At 76.0% G+C, this 21,280-nt stretch carries 14 protein-coding genes; 3 read left to right on the top strand and 11 right to left on the bottom strand.

The window, feature by feature from the left end; genetic code table 11:
• Window positions 1–5: 5 nt before the first annotated feature.
• Entirely contained in the window at window positions 6–611 is a 606-nt protein-coding gene (locus CP968_RS18920) for a PH domain-containing protein (protein ID WP_150519135.1), read from the bottom strand.
• Window positions 612–1,059: 448 nt separating this feature from the next.
• Window positions 1,060–1,731 carry a pyridoxamine 5'-phosphate oxidase gene (gene pdxH / locus CP968_RS18915; protein ID WP_150519134.1) on the bottom strand — a complete coding sequence of 224 codons (672 nt, stop codon included), beginning with the start codon at window positions 1,729–1,731 and terminating at the stop codon, window positions 1,060–1,062.
• A 200-nt stretch (window positions 1,732–1,931) separates the two neighbouring features.
• Here pdxH and CP968_RS18910 point away from each other — a divergent pair, with 200 nt between their 5' ends.
• Window positions 1,932–3,038: a citrate synthase 2 gene (locus CP968_RS18910; RefSeq protein ID WP_189828822.1), complete on the top strand. Its 1,107-nt coding sequence runs from the start codon at window positions 1,932–1,934 to the stop codon at window positions 3,036–3,038.
• 98 nt (window positions 3,039–3,136) lie between these two features.
• Here the strand turns inward: CP968_RS18910 and CP968_RS18905 are convergent, their stop codons facing one another.
• The 9 genes from CP968_RS18905 to CP968_RS18865 form a co-directional block, all read right to left on the bottom strand.
• Complete coding sequence (locus CP968_RS18905; protein ID WP_150519132.1) at window positions 3,137–3,757, bottom strand: TetR/AcrR family transcriptional regulator; 621 nt, start codon at window positions 3,755–3,757, stop codon at window positions 3,137–3,139.
• Entirely contained in the window at window positions 3,745–4,482 is a 738-nt protein-coding gene (locus CP968_RS18900; RefSeq protein ID WP_150519131.1) for an enoyl-CoA hydratase family protein, read from the bottom strand. The genes CP968_RS18905 and CP968_RS18900 overlap by 13 nt, the downstream gene beginning before the upstream one ends.
• A 412-nt stretch (window positions 4,483–4,894) precedes the next feature.
• Entirely contained in the window at window positions 4,895–6,055 is a 1,161-nt protein-coding gene (locus CP968_RS18895; protein ID WP_150519130.1) for an acyl-CoA dehydrogenase family protein, read from the bottom strand.
• On the bottom strand, window positions 6,052–7,965 hold the full coding sequence (locus CP968_RS18890; RefSeq protein WP_150519129.1) for an acetyl/propionyl/methylcrotonyl-CoA carboxylase subunit alpha: 1,914 nt from the start codon (window positions 7,963–7,965) through the stop codon (window positions 6,052–6,054). Before CP968_RS18890 ends, CP968_RS18895 begins: the two co-directional genes overlap by 4 nt.
• Window positions 7,966–7,972: 7 nt before the next feature.
• Window positions 7,973–9,571, bottom strand: a complete 1,599-nt coding sequence (locus CP968_RS18885) for an acyl-CoA carboxylase subunit beta (RefSeq protein WP_150519128.1) — start codon at window positions 9,569–9,571, stop codon at window positions 7,973–7,975.
• On the bottom strand, window positions 9,568–11,265 hold the full coding sequence (locus tag CP968_RS18880) for an acyclic terpene utilization AtuA family protein (protein ID WP_229885968.1): 1,698 nt from the start codon (window positions 11,263–11,265) through the stop codon (window positions 9,568–9,570). Before CP968_RS18880 ends, CP968_RS18885 begins: the two co-directional genes overlap by 4 nt.
• 149 nt (window positions 11,266–11,414) lie before the next feature.
• Window positions 11,415–12,218, bottom strand: a complete 804-nt coding sequence (locus tag CP968_RS18875) for a TIGR03084 family metal-binding protein (protein WP_150519127.1) — start codon at window positions 12,216–12,218, stop codon at window positions 11,415–11,417.
• A gap of 424 nt (window positions 12,219–12,642) precedes the next feature.
• Window positions 12,643–13,605: an EamA family transporter gene (locus CP968_RS18870; RefSeq protein ID WP_150519126.1), complete on the bottom strand. Its 963-nt coding sequence runs from the start codon at window positions 13,603–13,605 to the stop codon at window positions 12,643–12,645.
• A 62-nt stretch (window positions 13,606–13,667) separates the two neighbouring features.
• Complete coding sequence (locus tag CP968_RS18865; RefSeq protein WP_229885970.1) at window positions 13,668–16,364, bottom strand: FAD-binding and (Fe-S)-binding domain-containing protein; 2,697 nt, start codon at window positions 16,362–16,364, stop codon at window positions 13,668–13,670.
• 175 nt (window positions 16,365–16,539) lie between these two features.
• Between CP968_RS18865 and serC the strand changes: the two genes are divergently transcribed.
• Both serC and CP968_RS18855 read left to right on the top strand, forming a co-directional pair.
• The gene (serC, locus tag CP968_RS18860) at window positions 16,540–17,658 is read left to right on the top strand and encodes a phosphoserine transaminase (RefSeq protein ID WP_150519124.1); all 1,119 of its coding nucleotides are present in this window, start codon (window positions 16,540–16,542) and stop codon (window positions 17,656–17,658) included.
• Between the two features lie 446 nt (window positions 17,659–18,104).
• On the top strand, window positions 18,105–21,254 hold the full coding sequence (locus CP968_RS18855) for a sacsin N-terminal ATP-binding-like domain-containing protein (RefSeq protein WP_150519123.1): 3,150 nt from the start codon (window positions 18,105–18,107) through the stop codon (window positions 21,252–21,254).
• The last annotated feature ends 26 nt before the right edge of the window (window positions 21,255–21,280 follow it).

Raw genomic sequence — 21,280 nt, 5'->3', positions numbered from 1 at the left:
AAGGGTCAGCCGGAGACGAGCAGGAACACCACGAACAGGACCGTGAGCAGCACGATCGCGCCGGTGATCCAGGCCATGGCGCGGGCCGTGCCGGCCTCCCGGGCGTGCTGGCGCCGGATCCGGCGCGCCGCGTCCGCGTCGGCCTCCCAGTCCTCGCCGCGCAGCTCGGTCCAGGCGGCGCGGAGCAGGTCGATCTCGCGTTCGACCGTCACGTGGACGTCGTCGACGTAGGCGAGCAGGAGGCGCTGGCCGTCGGTGTCGTAGGCGTACGAGAGGACCTTCGGCGCGTTCCGGGCCACGGCGGCGCTCGGGTTGGGCACGGCCCGGATGTCCTGGACGTCCTCCCAGGCCAGACGGCGGGTGCGGGTCATGCCGCGGACCGTGATGCCCTTGAGGTCCGCGGAGGTGGAGCAGCGGCGGGCGGCGAAGAGCAGCCAGCCGAAGAGGACCACCAGCAGGCCCGCGACCAGCAGTTTCACCCAGCCGACGATGGTCTCGTCGTTCCAGAGCGGCAGCAGCGCGGCGAGCCAGCCGCCTCCCACGGCGAGGACGAGCACGGTGATGCGGCCGGACTTGATCCGGTAGTCGCGCGGAAGCGCCCGTGCGCTCATGGAGCCACCCCCCTGGGTTCAGGCCGGCCCAGTGTAGAGAGCAACAGGCCCTGGGATAAGGGGAGTTGTGGCCAGGACGCGGGCCTGTGGACCGGCCCGCGAATAATCCGGTTGTGCGGCCCGGGAGGGAGTTCTAGGCTCGGCCGTACACGAGAAGGGAGGTGGTTGCCGCAATGTACGGAAACCGGACGCGTGAGGTGGCTGCGGGCTAAAGCGCCCGTCGTCGCACGCACCCAGTGCGGTGCCCGGCGGTAGCGCCAGGTGCCAATCCCAAGCAGTCACCCGACCCGCGGGCTCGCCGGTACGTCCGGCCGGCTTCTCCCACTGCAGGGGGAGAGACCCCGAGCCCGCGGGTCGCCTGTTCTCCCGGACCCGTGCCGGACCCTTCCCGGACGTCTCCCGGCCCGGGAACCGGCCCGCCGCCCCCGACCGGCCCTTCCGGCCGCCGCTACGGGCAGAGCCGCTCCACGCGCCACCCCGCCGCCGCTCCGGCGTCCCGGGCGTACCGCAGGCGGTCGTGCAGGCGGTTCTCGTGGCCCTGCCAGAACTCCACCTCCCCCGGGGTCACCCGCAGGCCGCCCCACTGCGGCGGCACCGGGACCTGCTCGCCCTCGGGGTAGCGGACGGCGAGCTCCGCGTACCGGCGGTCCAGCTCCGCGCGGGAGCCGATCACCCGGGACTGCTCGCTCGCCCAGGCGCCCAGCTGCGAGCCGTGCGGGCGGGAGCGGAAGTACGCCGCCGTCTCGTCGCGGCCGATGCGGACCGCCGTACCGGTGACGACGACCTGACGGGCCAGGGGGTGCCAGGGGAAGAGGAGGGCGATGTGCGGGTTCACCTCCAGCTCGCGGCCCTTGCGCGACTCGTAATTGGTGAAGAAGACGAACCCGCGCTCGTCGAACTGCTTCAGCAGCACCGTGCGCGAGCTCGGGCGGCCGTCCGGGGTCGACGTGGAGACGACCATGGCGTTGGGTTCGAAGAGGTGCGCGTCGGCGGCCTGCTGGAACCAGCGGGCGAACTGCCCCATGGGATCCTCGGCGAGGGTCCGCTCGTCGACGATCTCCGAGCGGTACTGCTTGCGCATGACGGCGGGGTCAAGGTCCTGATCGGTCACGCCCGCCATCCTGCCCCAGAGGCCGCCCGGCGGGTGTGCCGTATGTCACGCTTCCGCAGTCCACCGGGAACGGACAAAATCTTGGGGCCGGTCCGAGGGTCCCCGCACGGATGACCACCGACCGCGCCGGGCATCAACGGGGATGACCGCGCCGGACCGCGAATCACGCCGGGAGCCGCGCGTGTTCGCACTAGCTGAGGAGCCGCCTGATGTCCGATTTCGTACCCGGGCTCGAAGGGGTCGTCGCGTTCGAGACCGATATCGCCGAACCGGACAAGGAAGGCGGTTCGCTGCGCTACCGCGGGGTCGACATCGAGGACCTCGTCGGCCACGTCTCCTTCGGGAACGTGTGGGGCCTGCTGGTCGACGGAGCCTTCAACCCCGGCCTGCCCGCCGCCGAACCCTTCCCGATCCCGGTCCACTCCGGTGACATCCGGGTCGACGTGCAGTCCGCACTCGCCATGCTCGCCCCCGTGTGGGGCCTGAAACCGCTGCTCGACATCGACGAGCGCACCGCGCGCGACGACCTCGCCCGGGCCGCCGTCATGGCGCTGTCCTACGTCGCCCAGTCGGCGCGCGGCCAGGGCCTGCCCATGGTCCCGCAGCGGGAGATCGACAAGGCCGGGTCCGTCGTCGAGCGCTTCATGATCCGCTGGCGGGGCGAGCCGGACCCGCGCCACGTCAAGGCCGTGGACGCCTACTGGACCTCCGCCGCCGAGCACGGCATGAACGCCTCCACCTTCACCGCGCGCGTCATCGCCTCCACCGGCGCGGACGTGGCCGCGGCGCTGTCCGGCGCCGTGGGCGCGATGTCCGGGCCGCTGCACGGCGGGGCGCCGTCCCGCGTGCTCGGGATGATCGAGGAGATCGAGCGCACCGGCGACGCCGTGGCGTACGTGAAGAAGGCCCTCGACAAGGGCGAGCGCCTGATGGGCTTCGGGCACCGCGTCTACCGCGCGGAGGACCCGCGGGCCCGCGTGCTGCGCCGCACGGCCAAGGAGCTGGACGCGCCGCGCTACGAGGTCGCCGCGGCGCTGGAGAAGGCCGCGCTGGAGGAGCTGCACGCGCGCCGGCCCGACCGGGTGCTCGCGACGAACGTGGAGTTCTGGGCCGCGATCATGCTGGACTTCGCGGAGGTCCCGGCGCACATGTTCACCTCGATGTTCACCTGCGCCCGTACGGCCGGCTGGTCGGCGCACATCCTGGAGCAGAAGCGCACGGGCCGCCTGGTCCGGCCCTCGGCGCGCTACACCGGCCCGAGCCGGCGCGACCCGCACGAGATCGCCGGGTACGCGGACATGGCCGAGACCGCCTGACGGGGCCGGGCCCGGCCCCGGCCGGTCGGCCGGGTCGGCCCTCCTTCGCGCGTCGGGCGCCGTCCCCCTCGGGGGGCGGCGCCCTTCGTGCGTGCGGGTCAGGCCGGCCCTGCGGGGTCGGGAAGGGTGGCGTCCAGCATGCGGCACCACTGGGCCACCACGCGGGCGCGGCGGGCCTCGTCGTCCGTCAGCAGGTTCGCCAGACCCAGGCCGCGGGCCATGTCGAGGAGGCCCTGGACGGTCTCCCGTACGCCCGGCACCGACTCGTCCGCGCCCAGCAGCTCCACGGCGATCCGGTGCGTCTCGCGGCCGACGCGGGCCTCCAGCTCGGTGACCCGGGGGCGCAGCTGCTCCTCGTTGCCGGCCGCGACCCACAGCTGGAGGGCCGCCCGGAAGAGGGCTCCGGTGTAGAGGTCCACCAGGGCCGCCACGACGGCCGGGCGTGCGGCCGGGCCCGCGTGGAAGAGCTCGCGCAGGGCCGTGGAGCGTTCCTCGGCCACGTACTCGACGGCCGCGGTGAACAGGTCCTCGCGGGTCGGGAAGTGGTGCTGGGCCGCGCCGCGCGAGACACCGGCCCGTTCGGCGACGACGGAGACGGTCGAGCCGGCCCAGCCGTGTTCCGCCAGGCAGGAGACGGCCGCCTCCAGGAGGTGGCGGCGGGTGACGCGGCTGCGGGCCTGCTTGGGGGCGGTGGCGGTGGGGTCCGCTACAGGGCCCATGACGGGTCCCGGCGTTCGAAGCGGGCGGTGATGCCCTCGCGGGCCTCCGCGGAGGCGAAGAGCTCGGCGGAGAGGCCGGTGAGGCGGTCGCCGTCGCGGTCCAGGGTCGCGCGCACGGCGGCCGCGGTGAGCGCCTTCGTGGCGGCCAGCCCCTGCGGGGAGGCCTTGCGCAGGCCGTCGAGCACGGGCCCCAGGGCCAGGTCGACGTCGTCGGCGTGCAGGGTGAGCAGCCCGATGCGGGCGGCTTCGGCGGCGTCGAACCGCTCGGCGGTGAGGAAGTAGCGGGAGGCCGCGCGCGGGTCGAGGCGCGGGAGCAGCGGCATGGAGATCACCGCCGGGGCGAGGCCGAGATGGGTCTCGGTGAAGGCGTACGAGGACTCCGGTCCGGCGGCGGCGATGTCGCAGACCCCGAGCAGGCCGAGGCCGCCGGCGCGGACGTGGCCGGTGACGCGGGCCAGTACGGGCTTGGGGAGCCCGGCGATCTCGCGGAGCAGGGCGAGGAAGTCGGCGGGGGCGCAGGGGGCCTTGAGGTCGGCGCCGGCGCAGAAGGTGCTGCCGGTGTGGGTGAGGACGACGGCCCGGACCTCCGGGTCCGCGGCGGCGGTGGCGAGGGCCGCGCGGAGCTCTCCGACGAGGGCGGCGGAGAGGGCGTTGCGGTTGGCCGGGGAGTCGAGGGTGAGCGTGGCGACGCCGGTCGCTCGCGCGGCGTGGACCAGTGGGGCCATGTCTCCTCCGGAGGGGGTGCGGGGTGGGGGTGCCGTGCGGTGCCCTCGGGGGAGGGTATGCCGGGGCCCCTGCGGGGGGCTTGGCGGGGGTGAACGGCCCGGCCCCTTCGTCGGGGCCCGGCCGCTTCAACCCCGCCGGCGGTGGAGGCGCGGGTGCGGGCGGCCCTTCCTCGGCGGGGTCGGGCACCTCTCGCCTCGCCGGCGGTTGCAGCGCGGGTGCGGCCGGGCCTTCCTCGGCGGGGTCGGGCCGTTCGGCCTCGTCGGCGCTTGAGGGGCGGGTTCGGGCGGGCCTTCCTCGGCGGGGTCGGGCCGTTCGGCCTCGTCGGCGCTTGAGGGGCGGGTTCGGGCGGAGCTCGGTGCCCGGTGGAGCCGGGGTCCTGCGCCGCTCGGGCGGGGGTGGCACCGGCGCGGGCTAGTAGGACTTGGGGAGGCCCAGGGTCTGGTGGGAGATGAAGTTCAGGATCATCTCGCGGCTGACCGGGGCTATGCGGGCCACGCGGGAGGCGGTGATCAGGGAGGCCAGGCCGTACTCGCGGGTGAGGCCGTTGCCGCCGAGGGTGTGGACGGACTGGTCCACGGCCCGGACGCAGGCCTCGGCGGCGGCGTACTTCGCCATGTTCGCGGCCTCGCCCGCACCCATGTCGTCGCCCGCGTCGTACAGCGCCGCGGCCTTCTGCATCATCAGGCGGGCCAGCTCCAGTTCGATGTGGGAGGCGGCGAGGGGGTGGGCGATGGCCTGGTGGGCGCCGATGGGGGTCTTCCAGACCTGGCGGGTCTTCGCGTAGTCGACGGCCTTGGCGAGGGCGTGGCGGCCCATGCCGATGGCGAACGCGGCGGTCATGATGCGCTCGGGGTTGAGTCCCGCGAAGAGCTGGAGCAGCCCGGCGTCCTCGTCGCCGACGAGGGCGTCGGCGGGCAGCCGTACCTCGTCCAGGGTGAGTTCCCACTGCTTCTCGGCGGCCTGGATCTCCATGTCGATGAGGGAGCGGCCGAAGCCGGGGGTGTCGCGCGGGACGATGAACAGGCAGGGCTTGAGGCGGCCGTCCCGGGCGTCCTCGGTGCGGCCGACGACGAGGGTGGCGTCGGCGATGTCCACGCCGGAGATGAAGACCTTGCGGCCGGTGAGGACCCAGTCGTCGCCGTCGCGCCGGGCGGTGGTGGTGATGCGGTGGGAGTTGGAGCCGGCGTCGGGTTCGGTGATGCCGAAGGCCATGGTGCGGGTGCCGTCGGCGAGGCCGGGGAGCCAGGCGCGCTTCTGGGCGTCGGTGCCGAAGCGGGCGATGACCGTGCCGCAGATGGCGGGCGAGACCACCATCATCAGGAGCGGGCAGCCGGCGGCGCCGAGTTCTTCGAGGACGATGGACAGTTCGGCGATGCCGCCGCCCCCGCCGCCGTACTCCTCGGGGAGGCTGACGCCGAGGTAGCCGAGCTCGGCCGCGTCGGCCCACAGTGCGTCGGGGTGGCCGCCTTCGCGGGCGACGCGGGCGAGGTACTCGCGGCCGTACTTGCGGCCGAGGGCGGCGACCGCGGTGCGCAGGTCCTGGTGTTCCTGGGGTTCGATGACGGGGCTCATGCTGGCGGTTCCTCCTGGACTACGGCGAGCAGGGCGCCGAACTCGACCTGGTGGCCGGTGGCGGCGTGGAGCGCGGTGAGCGTGCCGGAGGCGGGCGCGAGGATGCGGTGTTCCATCTTCATCGCCTCCAGCCAGAGCAGGGGCTGCCCGGCGGTGACGGGGCTGCCGGGGGCCAGACCCTCGGCGACGCGGACGACGGTGCCGGGCATGGGGGCGAGCAGGGAGCCCGGTTCGGTGCGGTCCTGGGGGTCGGTGAACCGGGGGACGGGCGTGAGGGTGCGGGCTCCGTCGACGGCGGAGTCCACGTAGACCTCGTTCGATTTCCGTTTCACGTGGAACACGTGCCGGACGCCGTCGACTTCGAGGGTGACGCGGTCGGGTGCGGCGGCCAGGACCCGTACCCCGGGGTGGTCCACGGGGTGGTACTGGACCTCGTACTCGGTGCCGGCGCAGGTGTAGCGGCGGGTCTGCGGCTGGGAGCGGACGTTGCGCCAGCCGCCGAGTCGGGCGGCGAGCGGGGCGTCCGGAGCGGGCGCGGCCGCGGCCAGGGCGGCGGCGAGGGCGGACAGCCCCGCGTCGGGGGCGTCCTCGGTGAGGGCGGCCAGGTGGCGGTCGTAGAAGCCGGTGTCGGGCGCTCCGGTGGTGAACTCCGGGTGGCGCAGGGAGCGTACGAGGAGGTCGCGGTTGGTGGTGAGGCCGTGGATGCGGGCCGCGGCGAGGGCGTGGGCGAGGGTGCGGACGGCTTCGGCGCGGGTGGGGGCGTGGGCGACGACCTTGGCCAGCATGGCGTCGTAGTGGACGGAGACGGTGTCGCCGTCGGTGAAGCCGGTGTCGACGCGGACGCCGTCGGGGACGGCGAGGGTGTGCAGGGTGCCGGTCTGCGGGCGCCAGTCGAGGGCCGGGTCCTCGGCGTAGAGGCGGGCCTCGACGGCGTGGCCGGTGGGGTCCGGGGGTGTCAGGGGCAGGGCGGCGCCTTCGGCGACGCGGAGTTGGAGGGCGACGAGGTCGAGGCCGAAGACGGCTTCGGTGACCGGGTGTTCGACCTGGAGCCGGGTGTTCATCTCCAGGAAGTAGGGGCGGCCGTCGGCGGTGACGAGGAACTCGACGGTGCCCGCGCCCCGGTAGGAGACGGCGCGGGCGGCGGCGACGGCGGCTTCGTGGAGGGTGGTGCGCAGGGGTTCGGGGAGGCCTGGGGCGGGGGCCTCTTCGATGACCTTCTGGTGGCGGCGCTGGAGGGAGCAGTCGCGGGTGCCGAGCGCCCATACGGTGCCGTGGGCGTCGGCGAGGACCTGCACCTCGACGTGGCGGCCGCGTTCGACGTAGGGCTCGGCGAAGACCTCGGCGTCGCCGAAGGCGGAGCGGGCTTCGGCGCGGGCCCCTTCGAGGGCTTCGGGCAGGGCGTCGAGGTCGCGGACCACGCGCATGCCGCGGCCGCCGCCCCCGGCCGCGGCCTTGAGCAGGAGCGGCAGGTCGGCGGCGGTGGCGGTGGCCGGGTCGACGGGGTCGAGGAGGGGGACGCCGGCGGCGCGCACGAGTTCCTTGGCGCGGGTCTTGGAGGCCATGGCCTCGATGGCCTCGGGGGACGGGCCGATCCAGACCAGGCCGGCGCCTTGGACCTCGCGGGCGAAGGCGGCGTTCTCGGAGAGGAAGCCGTAGCCGGGGTGGACGGCGTCGGCGCCGGCGGCCAGGGCGGCTTTGACGATGAGGTCGCCGCGCAGGTAGGTGTCGGCGGGGGCGGCGCCGGGCAGCCGGACGGCCGCGTCGGCCTCGCGCACGTGCAGGGCGTGCTCGTCGGGGTCGGAGTGGACGGCGACGGTGGCCAGGCCCAGGGCGCGGGCGGTGCGGAAGACGCGTACCGCGATCTCGCCGCGGTTGGCGACCAGGACGCGGTGCAGGGGTGTCTGGGTCATGGGGCGCTCACATCCGGAAGATGCCGAAGCCGCCGCGGGCGCCCTCGACGGGGGCGTTGTGGACGGCCGACAGGCACAGGCCGAGGACGGTGCGGGTGTCGCGGGGGTCGATGACCCCGTCGTCGTAGAGCCGCCCGGAGAGGAACAGGGGCAGGGACTCGGACTCGATCTGCGCTTCGACGAAGGCCCGCATCCCGGCGTCGGCCTCTTCGTCGTACGGCTGCCCCTTCGCGGCGGCGGACTGCCGGGACACGATGGAGAGGACACCGGCGAGCTGCTGGGGGCCCATGACGGCGGACTTGGCGCTGGGCCAGGCGAAGAGGAAGCGCGGTTCGTAGGCGCGGCCGCACATGCCGTAGTGGCCGGCGCCGTAGCTCGCGCCGATGAGGACGGACAGGTGCGGGACGCGGGAGTTGGAGACCGCGTTGATCATCATCGCGCCGTGTTTGATGATGCCGCCCTGCTCGTACTCCTTGCCGACCATGTAGCCGGTGGTGTTGTGCAGGAAGAGCAGCGGGATGTCGCGCTGGTTGGCGAGCTGGATGAACTGGGCGGCCTTCTGCGACTCGGCGCTGAACAGGACGCCCTGGGCGTTGGCGAGGATGCCGACGGGGTAGCCGTGGAGGGTGGCCCAGCCGGTGACCAGGCTGGTGCCGTAGAGCGGCTTGAACTCGTCGAAGTCGGAGCCGTCGACGATGCGGGCGACGACTTCGCGGGGGTCGAAGGGGGTCTTGAGGTCGGGCGGGACGATGCCGAGGAGTTCCTCGGGATCGTGGAGGGGGTCGCGGGCCTTAGGCGGGTCCGGGTGGGCCTTGCGGTGGTTGAGTCGGGCGACGATGCGGCGGGCCTGGCGGATCGCGTCGTGCTCGTCGAGGGCGTAGTGGTCGGCGAGGCCGGAGGTGCGGGCGTGCATGTCGGCGCCGCCGAGGGACTCGTCGTCGCTCTCCTCGCCGGTGGCCATCTTGACCAGCGGCGGGCCGCCGAGGAAGACCTTGGAACGGTCCTTGATCATGACGGTGTGGTCGGACATGCCGGGGACGTACGCGCCTCCGGCGGTGGAGTTGCCGAAGACGACGGCGATGGTGGGGACGCCCTCGGCGGAGAGGCGGGTGATGTCACGGAAGAGCGCGCCGCCGGGGATGAAGATCTCCTTCTGGGAGGGCAGGTCGGCGCCGCCGGACTCGACGAGGCTGATGCAGGGCAGCCGGTTCTCCCGGGCGATGTCGTTCGCCCGCAGCGCCTTCTTCAGGGTCCAGGGGTTGCTGGCGCCGCCGCGGACGGTGGGGTCGTTGGCCGTGATCAGGCACTCGACGCCCTCCACGGTGCCGATGCCGGTGACCAGGGACGCGCCGACGGGGTAGTCGCTGCCCCAGGCCGCGAGCGGGGACAGTTCCAGGAACGGGGTGTCGGGGTCGACGAGCAGTTCGATGCGCTCGCGGGCCAGGAGCTTGCCGCGGCCGCGGTGGCGGGCGGTGTACTTCTCGCCGCCGCCGGCCAGCGCCTTGGCGAGCTCGGCGCCGAGGGCGGTCAGCCGCTCCAGCGCGGCGGTACGGGCCTGCGCGTACTCGGGGGCGCGGGGGTCGACGGTGGTGCCGAGGCGGGTCATGTTCCGACCTCCGGGTCGGGGGCGGGGTGCGTCGGGGCGGGGTGCGGGGGCACGGGGTGCGCGGGGACGAGGTGCGCGGGGATGTCGAGGTGGCGGGCGCGGAGCCATTCGCCGAGGGCCTTGGCCTGCGGGTCGAACCGGTGGCCGGAGGCCACGCCGTCGCCGAGGATGCCGGTGACGGTGAAGTTCAGGGCCCGCAGGTGCGGCAGCTCGTGCCGGACGACGGGCAGGTCGCGGGTCTCGGGGAGCAGGGACCGGAAGGCGTCGACCGTCAGGGTGCGGTGCAGCCACGCCCAGGCGGGAGCGGACTCGACCCACACCCCGACGTTGGCGTCGCCCCCCTTGTCCCCGCTGCGGGCCCCGGCCACGGCCCCGAGGGGCGCGCGGACGGTGTCCTCCGGAGCCCCGGCGGGGGCCCGGTCCGCGGTGCCTTCCCGAGGCGGCCGCGGCTCGGGCGCCGGCTCCCGCGGTGCGTCGGGGCGCGGGGGCGGGCGCAGGTGGACGCGGGCGCCGTCCGGGAGGACCGCGGTGTGCGGGACGGTGTCGGCGGGCACGGTGGAGGAGGCGAAGACCCCGTACGGCTGGGCGGGGCCCGGCGGGGCCGTCACGTGGAAGCCGGGGTAGCTGGCGAGGGCCAGTTCGATCGCGGCCGAGGTCAGGGCGCGGCCGACCCGGTCCGGGGACGGGTCGCGCACGACCAGGCGCAGCAGGGCGCTGGCCGTCTCCTCGGTCGCGGCGTCCTCGTGGTCCGTGCGGGACAGGGTCCACTGGGCGCAGGCCACGGCTTCGAGGGAGTCGGCGAGCTGGGTACGGACCAGTGCGGCCTTGGCCTCGATGTCCAGGCCGGTCAGGACGAAGACCACCTCGTTGCGCCAGCCGCCGATGCGGGTGACGCCGACTTTGAGGGTGGGCGGCGGCGGTTCGCCGAGCACGCCCGTCACGCGCACCCGGTCGGGGCCGTCCTCGGCGAGCCGGACCGTGTCGAGGCGGGCGGTGACGTCGGGGCCCAGGTAGCGGACGCCCTGGGTCTCGTAGAGGAGTTGGGCCGTGACCGTGCCGGGGGTGACGGCGCCGCCGGTGCCCGGGTGCTTGGTGATCACGCTGGAGCCGTCCTCGGCGATCTCGGCGAGGGGGAAGCCGGGGTGGCGGACGTCGTGCCGGGTGAAGAAGGAGTAGTTGCCGCCGGTGGCCTGGGTCCCGCACTCCAGGACGTGGCCCGCGACCACCGCGCCGGCCAGCCGGTCGTGGGCGTCGGGCGCCCAGTCGAACCACCAGGCGGCCGCGCCGCTGACCAGCGCCGCGTCCGTGACCCTGCCGGTCACGACCACGTCGGCGCCGGCCCGCAGGCAGGCGGTGATCCCGGCCCCGCCGAGGTAGGCGTTGGCCGTCAGCGCGCCCTGCGCGTACGGCATCAGGTCGTCGCCCTCGACGTGTGCGACCCGGACCGGGATGCCGGCCCCGGCCGCCAGGGCGCGGACCGCGTCGGCCAGTGCCGCCGGGTTCAGGCCGCCGGCGTTCGCCACGATCCGTACGCCCCGTTCGTGCGCGAGAGCGAGCCCGTCCTCCAGTTGGCGCAGGAAGGTCTTGGCGTAGCCGGTCGCGGGGTCCTTGAGGCGGTCGCGGCCGAGGATGAGCATCGTCAGCTCGGCGAGGTAGTCGCCGGTCAGCACGTCCAGCGGGCCGCCGGTCAGCATCTCGCGCAGTGCGCCGGCCCGGTCGCCGTAGAAGCCGGACGCGTTGCCGATGCGCAGCGGCCGGGCGGGCGTCGGGCCCGTCGGGCCCGCCTCCGCGGGGCCTGCGGGGCCGTCCTGCGGGGTGGTCTTCGGGCCGTCCACCGGCGCGTTCACCGGCCGGACCGCGGGGTGCGGCCGGGGCCCGCCGGGCCCGCGAAGGCCTGGGCGATGTCCAGCCACCGGTCGGCGTCGGGGCCGGTCGCGGTCAGGGCGAGGTCCGCCCGGTGCGCCCGCTGGGTCACCAGCAGGCAGAAGTCGAGGGCCGGGCCGGTGATCCGCTGCGGGGCGTCCGCGGGACCGTACGCCCACACCTCGTCCGCGGCGCCGGGTGCGGCCAGCTCCACCCGGAACTCCCCGTCCGGCGCGGGCAGCCCGCGGACCGCGTAGGCGTAGTCGCGGGCCCGTACCCCGATCCGGGCCACGTGCCGCAGCCGGGCGGTCGGGGTGCGGCGCACGCCGAGGGCGTCGGCCACGTCCTGGCCGTGCGCCCACGTCTCCATCAGCCGGGCGCTCGCCATCGAGGCGGCCTTCATCGGCGGCCCGTACCAGGGGAACCGGGTGTCGGGCGAGGCCGCGGCCAGCGCCCGGTCGAGGCCGGCCCGACCGGTGCGCCAGTGGGCCAGGAGTTCGGCGGGGGGCAGCCCGGCGCCCTCCTCGGCGCCCGCGTCGACGAAGGAGTCGGGGGCCGCCAGGGCCTCCTCGACCATGCCCGCGAAGCCGTCGGCGTCGGTGAGGGCGAGCAGCGCGGCCCGGTCGGTCCAGTGGAGGTGGGCGATCTGGTGGGCGATGCTCCAGCCGGGCGCGGGGGTCGGCCGGCCCCAGTCCCCCGCGGGCAGCTCACCCACCAGGAGGTCCAGTGCGCGGCTCTCCTCGGTGAGATCGGCGAAGACGGCGGCGGCGGACGGATCGGGCACGGTGCGCTCCCCTCTCGGCGTGAGGGGAAGACTGGCAGCCTCCGGCAAAACAATCAAGCGTGCTTGCATGATTCGACCGAAGGCCGGCGCCGTCCCGCGCCCGCCCCAACACAGCTGGGGGGCAAGGGGCTTGTGCGTCGCGGACGCCGGCGACCGCGACGGCGCGTCCCGGCCGACCCGGTCGCGCTGCCGACCCGCCGGCCAGGGCCCGCCGCGGCCCGCCGCGTTCGACTCCGTGCCGCCTCTTTCCCGAAGGAACCACGCTGGTGCGTCCTCCTCGTACGACGGTCCTGCTCACCGCGGTCCTCGTCACCCTGCTCGGCATACCCGCGGCCGCCGCCCGGCCCGGGACGCGAGGGAGCCCCGGCCACCACGCTGTGCGGTGGCCGGGGCTCCCTCGCGTCCCGGGCGGGTCGGCGGTCGCTCAGGCGGGCTGCCGCTTGCGGGTCTGCGAGCGGACGGCGCCCATGCTGGCCGCGATCACGAGGGCGATGGCCAGGGCGTCCACGGTGGACAGGGCCTGGTGCAGGACGAGGAAGCCGGCGGTGGCGGCGATGGCCGGCTCCAGGCTCATCAGGATCGCGAAGGTCGGGGCCGGCAGCCGCCGCAGCGCGAGCAGCTCCAGGGTGTACGGGAGGACCGAGGACAGCAGGGCCACCCCGACGCCCAGGGCGAGGGTGGCCGGGACCAGCAGGTCGGAGCCGGCCTCGTAGACGCCCAGCGGCAACGACAGCACCGCGGCCACGGCCATGGCCAGGGCGAGGCCGTCCGCCTGCGGGAAGCGGCGGCCGGTACGCGCGCTGAAGACGATGTACGCCGCCCACATCACGCCCGCCCCGAGCGCGAACGCCGCGCCCGCCGGATCGAGCGAGCCGAAGCCGAGGCCGCCCCCGCCGTGGCCGGACAGCAGCACCACGCCGCCGAGGGCCAGGCCCGCCCAGAGCAGGTTCACCAGGCGGCGGGAGACGATCACGGAGAGGGCGAGCGGGCCGAGGACCTCCAGGGTGACGGCCGGGCCCAGCGGGATGCGGTCGACCGCCTGGTAGAAGAGGCCGTTCATGCCCGCCATGGTGACGCCGAAGGCGAGCACCGTGCCCCAGTCGGCGCGGGAGTGGCCGCGCACCTTGGGCCGGCACACGAGCAGCAGCACCAGCGCGGCCGCCGCGAGCCGCAGCGTGACGACGCCGGCGGCGCCGACCCGGGGCATGACCATGACCGCGAGGGCGGCGCCGAACTGCACCGAGACGCCCGCCGAGACCACCAGCGCGACCGGGCCGAAGCGGGCCGCCCCGCCGGCGGGCCCCTCCGGCGGGGCGAGGGGCGTGGCGGCGGGGGCGGACGCGGCCGGGACCGGGGTCGTCGTCGGGCGTGCGGAAGGCGCGGTCATGGCTCCAGGTTAAGGGGTTCGTAAGGAGTGTGGCGGGGTGTCTTGCCTTACAGACGGGCCGGTCACAGCCCGTCGGCCAGCAGCTCCGCCAGGTGGTGGGCCCGGACCCCGCCGAGCTGGGCGATCTGGGTGCGGCAGGAGTAGCCGTCGGCCTGGACGAGGGCGGTCGGCGGGGCCGCGCGCAGGGCCGGCAGGAGCTGTTCCCCGGCGCACGCCACGGACACCTCGTGGTGGCCGGGTTCGAAGCCGAAGTTCCCCGCCAGGCCGCAGCAGCCGCCGCTGAGTTCACCGGTCAGGCCGGCGCGCTCGCGCAGCCGCCGGTCGGCGGCGTCGCCGAGGACGGCGTGCTGGTGGCAGTGGGTCTGCCCGGCCACCGCCCGGTCGAGGCGCGGCGGCCGCCAGGCGGGGGCGTACTCCTCCAGGGTCTCGGCGAAGGTGCGCACCGACGCCGCGAGGCGGGCGGCCCGGGGGTCGTCGGGGAGCAGCGCGGGCAGGTCGGCGCGCAGCGCGGCCGCGCAGCTGGGCTCCAGGACCACGACGGGGCCGTCGACGCCGCCGGCGGCGTCGAGGGCGCCGAGGGTGCGGCGCAGCACGCTGCGGGCCCGGTCGAGGCGGCCGGTGGAGACGTACGTGAGGCCGCAGCAGACCCCGTCCGGCGGCAGCCCGACCGCGAGGCCCGCCGCCCCCAGGACCCGGACGGCGGCGCGGGCGGCGTCGGGCGAGAGGTGGTTGGTGAACGTGTCCGGCCAGAGGGTGACGACCGTGGGGCCCGGGGCCCCGGGCCCGGCGTCCTCGGGCCCGCCCGGCGCGGCCGGGTCGGCCGGTCCGGCGGGCGGCGCTGGCCGCCCCGTACCCGGTCCCGACCGGTGCCACCAGCGGGTGAAGGGTTCGGGGGCCAGCGGGGGCAGGGGGCGGCGGCGTTCCAGGCCGGGTACGCGCAGGTGGCGGGCGGCCGCGTTCAACGGGCGCGCGGCGCGGAGGGCGGCGACGGCCCGGAGCCACCGCGGGAGGCCGCCGAGCAGGTAGTGGGCGAGCGGGCGGACGCGGCCCGCCCAGTGCCGGTGCAGGAACTCGGCCTTGTACGCGGCCATGTCCACGCCCACCGGGCAGTCGCCGGCGCAGCCCTTGCAGCCCAGGCACAGGTCCAGCGCCTCGGCCACCTCCGCCGAGCGCCAGCCGCCGGTGACGACCTCCCCGGCCAGCATCTCGTGCAGCAGCCGGGCCCGGCCGCGCGTGGAGTGCCGCTCCTCCCCCGTGACCCGGTAGGACGGGCACATCACCCCCGGCCCGCCGGGTTCCGTCGTGCGGCACTTCGCGACCCCGACGCAGCGGGCGACCTCGCGCGCGAACGGGGTGGCGGGCAGCGCCGCGAAGCGCAGGTTCTCGTCCAGCCGCGCGGGCCGGACCAGGATGCCCGGGTTCATGCCGCCCGCCGGGTCCCACACGTCCTTGTAGGCGGCGAAGAGCGCGAGCGTCTCGGGCCCGTACATCCGGGGCAGCAGCTCGGCCCGCGCCTGCCCGTCGCCGTGCTCCCCGGAGAGGGAGCCGCCGTGGGAGACGACCAGGTCGGCCAGTTCTTCCGAGAAGGCGCGGAAGCGGGCCACCCCCGGGCCGGTGGCCAGGTCGAAGTCGATGCGCACGTGCACGCAGCCCTCGCCGAAGTGCCCGTAGGGCGCGCCGCGCAGCCCGTGCGCCGCCAGCAGGGCCCGGAACTCCCGCAGGTAGGCCCCGAGCCGGGCCGGCGGCACCGCGCAGTCCTCCCAGCCGGGCCAGGCCATGGTGCCGTCGGGCAGCCGGGTGGCGGTGCCCGCGGCGTCCTCGCGGATGCGCCACAGCGCCCGCTGTCCGGCCCGGTCCGCCACGAGCACGGCGTCGAGGGCGTCCGCGGCCCGCAGCAGCGTGCGGGCGGCGCCCGCGTCGGGCATCTCCACGAACAGCCAGGCACCGCCGCGCGGCAGTCCGGCCGCGTCCCCGACCAGGTCGCGCGCCATGCCCTCCACCGTCAGCGGGCCGTGGGCGAGCAGCCCCGCGGCGGCATCGGCGGCCGCGCTCTCGTCGGCGTACCCGAGGACCGCGAGCACGGGCGCGGCGGGCGCCTCGACCAGCCGCACCACCGCCTCGGTGACCACGCCGAGCGTGCCCTCGCTGCCGCAGAAGGCGCGGGCCGGCCGCGTGCCGTGCTCGGGGAGGAGGGCGTCCAGGCCGCCGTAGCCGGAGATGCGCCGGGAGAAGCCGCCGGCGAGGCCGGTGCGGAGCACGGCCAGGTTGCCCGCGACCAGCTCGCGCAGGCCCGGCGGGGCTCCGGCCCAGCCGGTGGACAGCCGGTGGGCGGCGCCTCCGTAGGCGGTCACGGCCAGTTCGAGGACGTTGTCCGCGGTGGTGCCCCAGGCGACCGAGTGGGCTCCGCACGCGTTGTTCCCGATCATGCCGCCGAGGGTGCAGCGGGAGTGCGTGGAGGGGTCGGGGCCGAAGGCGAGCCCGTACGGGCGGACCGCCTCCCGCAGCCGGTCGAGCACGAGGCCGGGCTGGACGACGGCGGTGCGGGCGGCCGGATCCACCGACACCAGGGCGTTCATGTGGCGGGTGAGGTCGAGGACCACCCCGGTGCCGGTGGCCTGGCCGGCGATGGAGGTGCCGCCGCCGCGCGGGACGACGGGGACGCCCGCCGCGGCGCAGACCTCCAGGGCCGCCGAGACGTCCGCGGCGTCGCGCGGGGCGACCACGCCGACCGGGACGCGCCGGTAGTTGGAGGCGTCCATGGTGACCAGCGCCCGCGCGGCGGCGCCGAAGTCCACCTCCCCGCGCAGGTTCGCCCGCAATGTCCGCTCTAGTTCCCCGGGAGACGTCACGGGGCCCAGCCTGCCACCGTCCCGGGGCGTCTCACCGGGTGGACGCGCCTCCGGGGCGCGGTCCGGGAACCGATACGCTCCGCTCGTGGCCGAGATCCAGATTCCCGCTGACATCAAGCCCGCCGACGGACGCTTCGGCGCGGGCCCCTCCAAGGTGCGGACCGAGGCGCTGGACGCCCTCGCCGCCACCGGTACCTCCCTGCTCGGAACCTCCCACCGCCAGGCCCCGGTCAAGAACCTGGTCGGCTCGGTGCGGCAGGGCGTCCGGGACCTGTTCTCCCTCCCCGAGGGCTACGAGGTGATCCTGGGCAACGGCGGCTCCACCGCCTTCTGGGACGTCGCGACCGCCGGGCTGATCGAGCGCAAGTCCCAGCACCTGACGTTCGGCGAGTTCTCCTCCAAGTTCGCCAAGGCCGCGAAGCTCGCGCCGTGGCTGGACGAGCCGTCCGTGATCTCCTCCGAGCCCGGTACGCACCCCGAGCCGGTGGCCGAGGCGGGCGTGGACGTGTACGCGTACACGCACAACGAGACCTCGACGGGCGTCGCCGCGCCGATCAGGCGCGTCGCGGGCGCCGACGCCGGGTCCCTCGTCCTGGTGGACGCGACCTCGGGCGCGGGCGGCCTGCCGGTGGACATCACCGAGACCGACGTCTACTACTTCGCCCCGCAGAAGTCCTTCGCGTCCGACGGCGGCCTGTGGCTGGCGGCGTTCTCCCCGGCGGCCCTGGAGCGCGCGGCGCGCGTCCACGCCTCCGGCCGGCACATCCCGGAGTTCTTCTCGCTGCCGACGGCGATCGACAACTCGCTGAAGAACCAGACGTACAACACCCCGGCACTGTCCACGCTGTTCCTGCTGAACGAGCAGCTGGAGTGGCTGAACGGCCAGGGCGGCCTGGAGTTCGCGACCGGCCGCACGGCGGCCAGCGCGCGCAACCTGTACGGGTGGGCGGAGGCGTCGAAGTACGCCAGCCCGTTCGTCGTGGACGCCGACAAGCGGTCCGCCGTCATCGGCACGATCGACTTCTCGGACGACGTCGACGCGGCGGCCGTCGCCAAGGTGCTGCGCGCCAACGGCATCGTGGACACCGAGCCCTACCGCAAGCTCGGCCGCAACCAGCTGCGCATCGCGATGTTCCCGGCGATCGACCCGGCGGACGTGCAGGCGCTGACCGCGTGCGTCGACTACGTGATCGAGAAGCTGTAGCGCGGGAGCGCTCCGCGCACCCCTGACGGCTCGGGAGCCCCCGGCGACGCACCGTCGCCGGGGGCTCCGCCGTGCCCACGGCCGGGTCCGCCGCCGGACCCGCCGCCGGACCCGCCACCGGCGACGGCTCCCGGACGGGCGGTGCGGGCCTGCGGCTGCCCGCCCCCGCGCTGCCCGGCCGGGCGCGTCCACGAGCTTGCGGAGGGACGTCCCGGACGGCTCCACGCACCTCGCCGTCTCCTCCCGGGCCCTGGGCGACGTGAAGACGACCGACGGCCGGGGCGGCCGCGCTCCGCCCGATCACCTGCGGCGGCAGCCCCGCCCCCGACCGCCACCGGGACGCGAACGTCGTGGTGTTCGCGCACCTCACGGCCAAGAGCCGGTCCCGTACGCGATACCTTCAGGGCTCGGCATTCCCGAACGCAGTACAGCATGGAGGCAGCGGCGTGAGCGTGCGAGTGACGGCGGCCCAGGACGGCGTGGACCCCTTCGGCACGGCCCGGCTGCGGCGCGGGGTGCTCGACGCCTGGGGCGCCGGCCCGGCCCGGTTCCGCGAGGACGCCAACGCCGAGGAGGACCTCGCGCTCGGCGGCTACCGGGACCGGCTCGTCGTCGAACTGGCCCAGAACGCCGCCGACGCCGCGGCCCGGGCCCGCGTCCCCGGCCGGCTGCGGCTCACCCTGCACCCGGGCGACGGCGGCCCCGCGGTGCTCGCCGTGGCCAACACCGGAGCCCCGCTGGACGCCACGGGCGTGGAGTCGCTGAGCACCCTGCGCGCCTCCGCCAAGCGGGAGTCCACCGGATCGGGCGACACCGTCGGCCGGTTCGGCGTCGGCTTCGCGGCCGTCCTCGCCGTCAGCGACGAGCCCGCGGTCCTCGGCCGGCACGGCGGCGTCCGCTGGTCCCTGGCCGAGGCCCGCGAGCTGGCCCGCGGCGCCGCGGTCGGCAGCCCCGGACTCGGCGACGAACTGCGCCGCCGCGACGGCCACGTCCCCCTGCTGCGCCTGCCGTTGCCCGCCGAGGGCACCGCCCCCGAGGGCTACGACACCGTCGTGGTCCTCCCGCTGCGCGATGCCGCCGCCCAGGACCTCGCGGAGCGGCTGCTCGGCTCGATCGACGACGCCCTGCTGCTGACCCTGCCCGGGCTGCGCGAGGTCGTCGTCGAGCTCCCCGGCGCCGCCGCCCGCACCCTCTACCGCCGCGACGAGGGCCCGTACACCGTCATCGAGGACTCCGCGGCGGGCACCCGGCGCTGGCGGAGCGTCCGCCACGGCGGCCCCGTCGAGCCCGCGCTGCTGGCCGACCGCCCCGTAGAGGAGCGGCTGCGCCCCGCCTGGGCCGTCTCCTGGTCCGTGCCCGTCGACGCCGAGGGCGCCCCGCTGCGGCCCGCGACCGCGCCCGTGGTGCACGCCCCGACCCCCACCGACGAGCCGCTGGGCATCCCCGCGCTGCTCATCGCGACCCTCCCGCTCGACACCACCCGACGGCACCCCGCGCCCGGGCCGCTGACCGACTTCCTCGTCGAGCGCGCCGCCGACGCCTACGCCGAACTCCTCGGCACCTGGGACCCGGTGAGCACCGCCCTCGTCGACCTGGTGCCCGGGCCGCTCGGCACGGGCGAGCTGGACGGGGCCCTGCGCGGCGCCGTCCTGCGCCGCCTGCCCCGCACCGCGTTCCTGGCCCCCGCCGCCCCCGCCGCCCCGGCCGGGGACCCGGACGCCGACGCGGACGCGCCGGAGCGGGCCGCGCTGCGCCCCTTCGAGGCCGAGGTCGTGGAGGGCGCGGGCGCCGACACCGTACGGGTCCTCGCCGAGGTCCTGCCGACCCTGCTCCCGGCGGGCCTGGAACGGCGCCCGGAACTGCGCACCCTCGGGGTGGGCCGGCTGCCGCTGGGCGACGCCATCGAGCGGATCGCGGGCATCGAGCGCACCCCCGACTGGTGGCACCGGCTCTACGACAGCCTCGCCGGCGTCGACCCCGACCGGCTGTCGGGGCTGCCGGTTCCGCTGGCCGACGGGCGCACCGCGATCGGCCCCCGGCACCTGCTGCTGCCCTCCGCGGACACCCCGGAGAACCTGGCCCGGCTGGGGCTGAAGGTGGCCCACCCGGACGCGGTGCACCCGCTGCTGGAGAAGCTCGGCGCGCTGCCCGCCACCCCGCGGGCCGTGCTGACGACCCCGCAGGTGCGGGCGGCCGTCGCCGGTTCGCTGGACGCCGGGGACGTGTGGGACGAGGACGCGCTGGACGCCGAGGAGCTGGCCGAGGTGGTCCTGGGCCTGGTCCGCGACGCCGACCTGGCCCCGGGCGACGAACCCTGGCTGGGCGCGCTGGCCCTGCCCGACGAGGACGGGGAACCGGCGCCGGCGGGCGAACTGCTGCTGCCGGGCTCGCCGCTGGCCTCGGTGCTGCGCGAGGACGAGGTCCCGTACGTGGACGCCGAGCTCGTGGACCGGTGGGGCGCCGGCCCGCTCACCGCCTGCGGCGTGCTGGCCGAGTTCCAGCTGGTCCGCGCCACCGACGTGGTCCTGGACCCGGACGAACTGGAGCCCCGGGAGGGCGACTTCGCCGAACCCGACGACGCGGGCCTGCTGGACGCGGTCGACGTCTGGTGCGAGGACCTGCTCGACCAGCTGCCCGACACCCCGGTGCCGCCGGTGGCCACCGAGCTCGTCGCCGTGCGCGACCTCGACCTGGTCGACGACGACTGCTGGCCGCAGGCCCTGGCCATGCTCGCCCGGCCGCCGCTGCGCGACGCGCTGGTCCAGCCGGTGCGCGTACTGCTCCCGGACGGCACCACCCGGTCCGTGCGCCCGTACACCGCGTGGTGGCTGCGCGACCACCCGGTCTTCGACGGCCGCCGCCCGGCGGGCCTGCGCGCGGCGGGCGGCGACCCGCTGCTGGCGGGCCTCTACACCCCGGCGGACGCCACCGGCTTCGAGGACGAGCAGGTCCTGCGGGCCCTGGGCGTACGCACCACCGCGGCCGCCCTGCTGGACGAGCCCGGCGGCGCGGCGGAGCTGCTGGGCCGGCTGGCCGACCCGGAGCACGAGGTGACCGACCGGCAGCTGCACGGCCTGTACGGGGCGCTGGCGGACCTGGACCCGGAGCAGGTGACCCTGCCGGACGAGCTGCGCGCGGTGGTCGACGGCGAGGTGCGCGTGGTGGACGCGGCGGACGCGCTGGTCGCCGACGCCCCGGACCTGCTGCCGCTCGCGGCGGGCTTGGCGCTGCTCCCGGTCGCCCCGTCGCGGGCGGCGGACCTCGCGGAACTGCTCCAGGTGCGCCGCCTGTCGGAGACGGTGCCGGCGGAGGTCACCACCCCGGGCGAGGAGCACCCGGTCCCGGAGTCGGTACGGGTGCTGCTGGGCCCGGCCACCCCCGACAGCTACCTGGAGCACGAGGAGCTGATCGCGGGCGGCACCGAACTGGACTGGCGCCGCACCCCCGACGGCACGGTGCACGCCGCCACCCTGGAGGGCGTGGCCGCGGGCCTCTCCTGGGCGGCGGGCCAGTGGCCCCGCCGCTTCGAGGTGGCCGCCCTCCTGGAAGACGCCTCCCGCACCGCGGAACTGGCCCGCGACCGCTGGTTCGACTAGGCCGCCGCGGCGTCCCCGGTCGCGCG

This window comes from Streptomyces subrutilus, assembly GCF_008704535.1.
Classification (GTDB): Bacteria; Actinomycetota; Actinomycetes; order Streptomycetales; family Streptomycetaceae; genus Streptomyces; species Streptomyces subrutilus.
Note: the sequence above shows the minus strand (reverse complement) of the source record. Positions and strands in the feature narration are given on the sequence as shown.

Excerpts from the sequence above, each read along its gene's own strand:
- CP968_RS18895 (WP_150519130.1), bottom strand. The coding sequence starts at position 6,055 with ATGAGCCCCGTCATCGAACCCCAGGAACACCAGGACCTGCGCACCGCG.
- CP968_RS18900 (WP_150519131.1), bottom strand. The coding sequence starts at position 4,482 with ATGGCCCCACTGGTCCACGCCGCGCGAGCGACCGGCGTCGCCACGCTC.
- CP968_RS18920 (WP_150519135.1), bottom strand. The coding sequence starts at position 611 with ATGAGCGCACGGGCGCTTCCGCGCGACTACCGGATCAAGTCCGGCCGC.
- CP968_RS18885 (WP_150519128.1), bottom strand. The coding sequence starts at position 9,571 with ATGACCCGCCTCGGCACCACCGTCGACCCCCGCGCCCCCGAGTACGCG.
- CP968_RS18890 (WP_150519129.1), bottom strand. The coding sequence starts at position 7,965 with ATGACCCAGACACCCCTGCACCGCGTCCTGGTCGCCAACCGCGGCGAG.
- CP968_RS18905 (WP_150519132.1), bottom strand. The coding sequence starts at position 3,757 with ATGGGCCCTGTAGCGGACCCCACCGCCACCGCCCCCAAGCAGGCCCGC.
- CP968_RS18880 (WP_229885968.1), bottom strand. The coding sequence starts at position 11,265 with ATGCTGACCGGCGGCCCGCTGGACGTGCTGACCGGCGACTACCTCGCC.
- CP968_RS18865 (WP_229885970.1), bottom strand. The coding sequence starts at position 16,364 with ATGGACGCCTCCAACTACCGGCGCGTCCCGGTCGGCGTGGTCGCCCCG.
- CP968_RS18870 (WP_150519126.1), bottom strand. The coding sequence starts at position 13,605 with ATGACCGCGCCTTCCGCACGCCCGACGACGACCCCGGTCCCGGCCGCG.
- pdxH (WP_150519134.1), bottom strand. The coding sequence starts at position 1,731 with ATGGCGGGCGTGACCGATCAGGACCTTGACCCCGCCGTCATGCGCAAG.
- CP968_RS18910 (WP_189828822.1), top strand. The coding sequence starts at position 1,932 with ATGTCCGATTTCGTACCCGGGCTCGAAGGGGTCGTCGCGTTCGAGACC.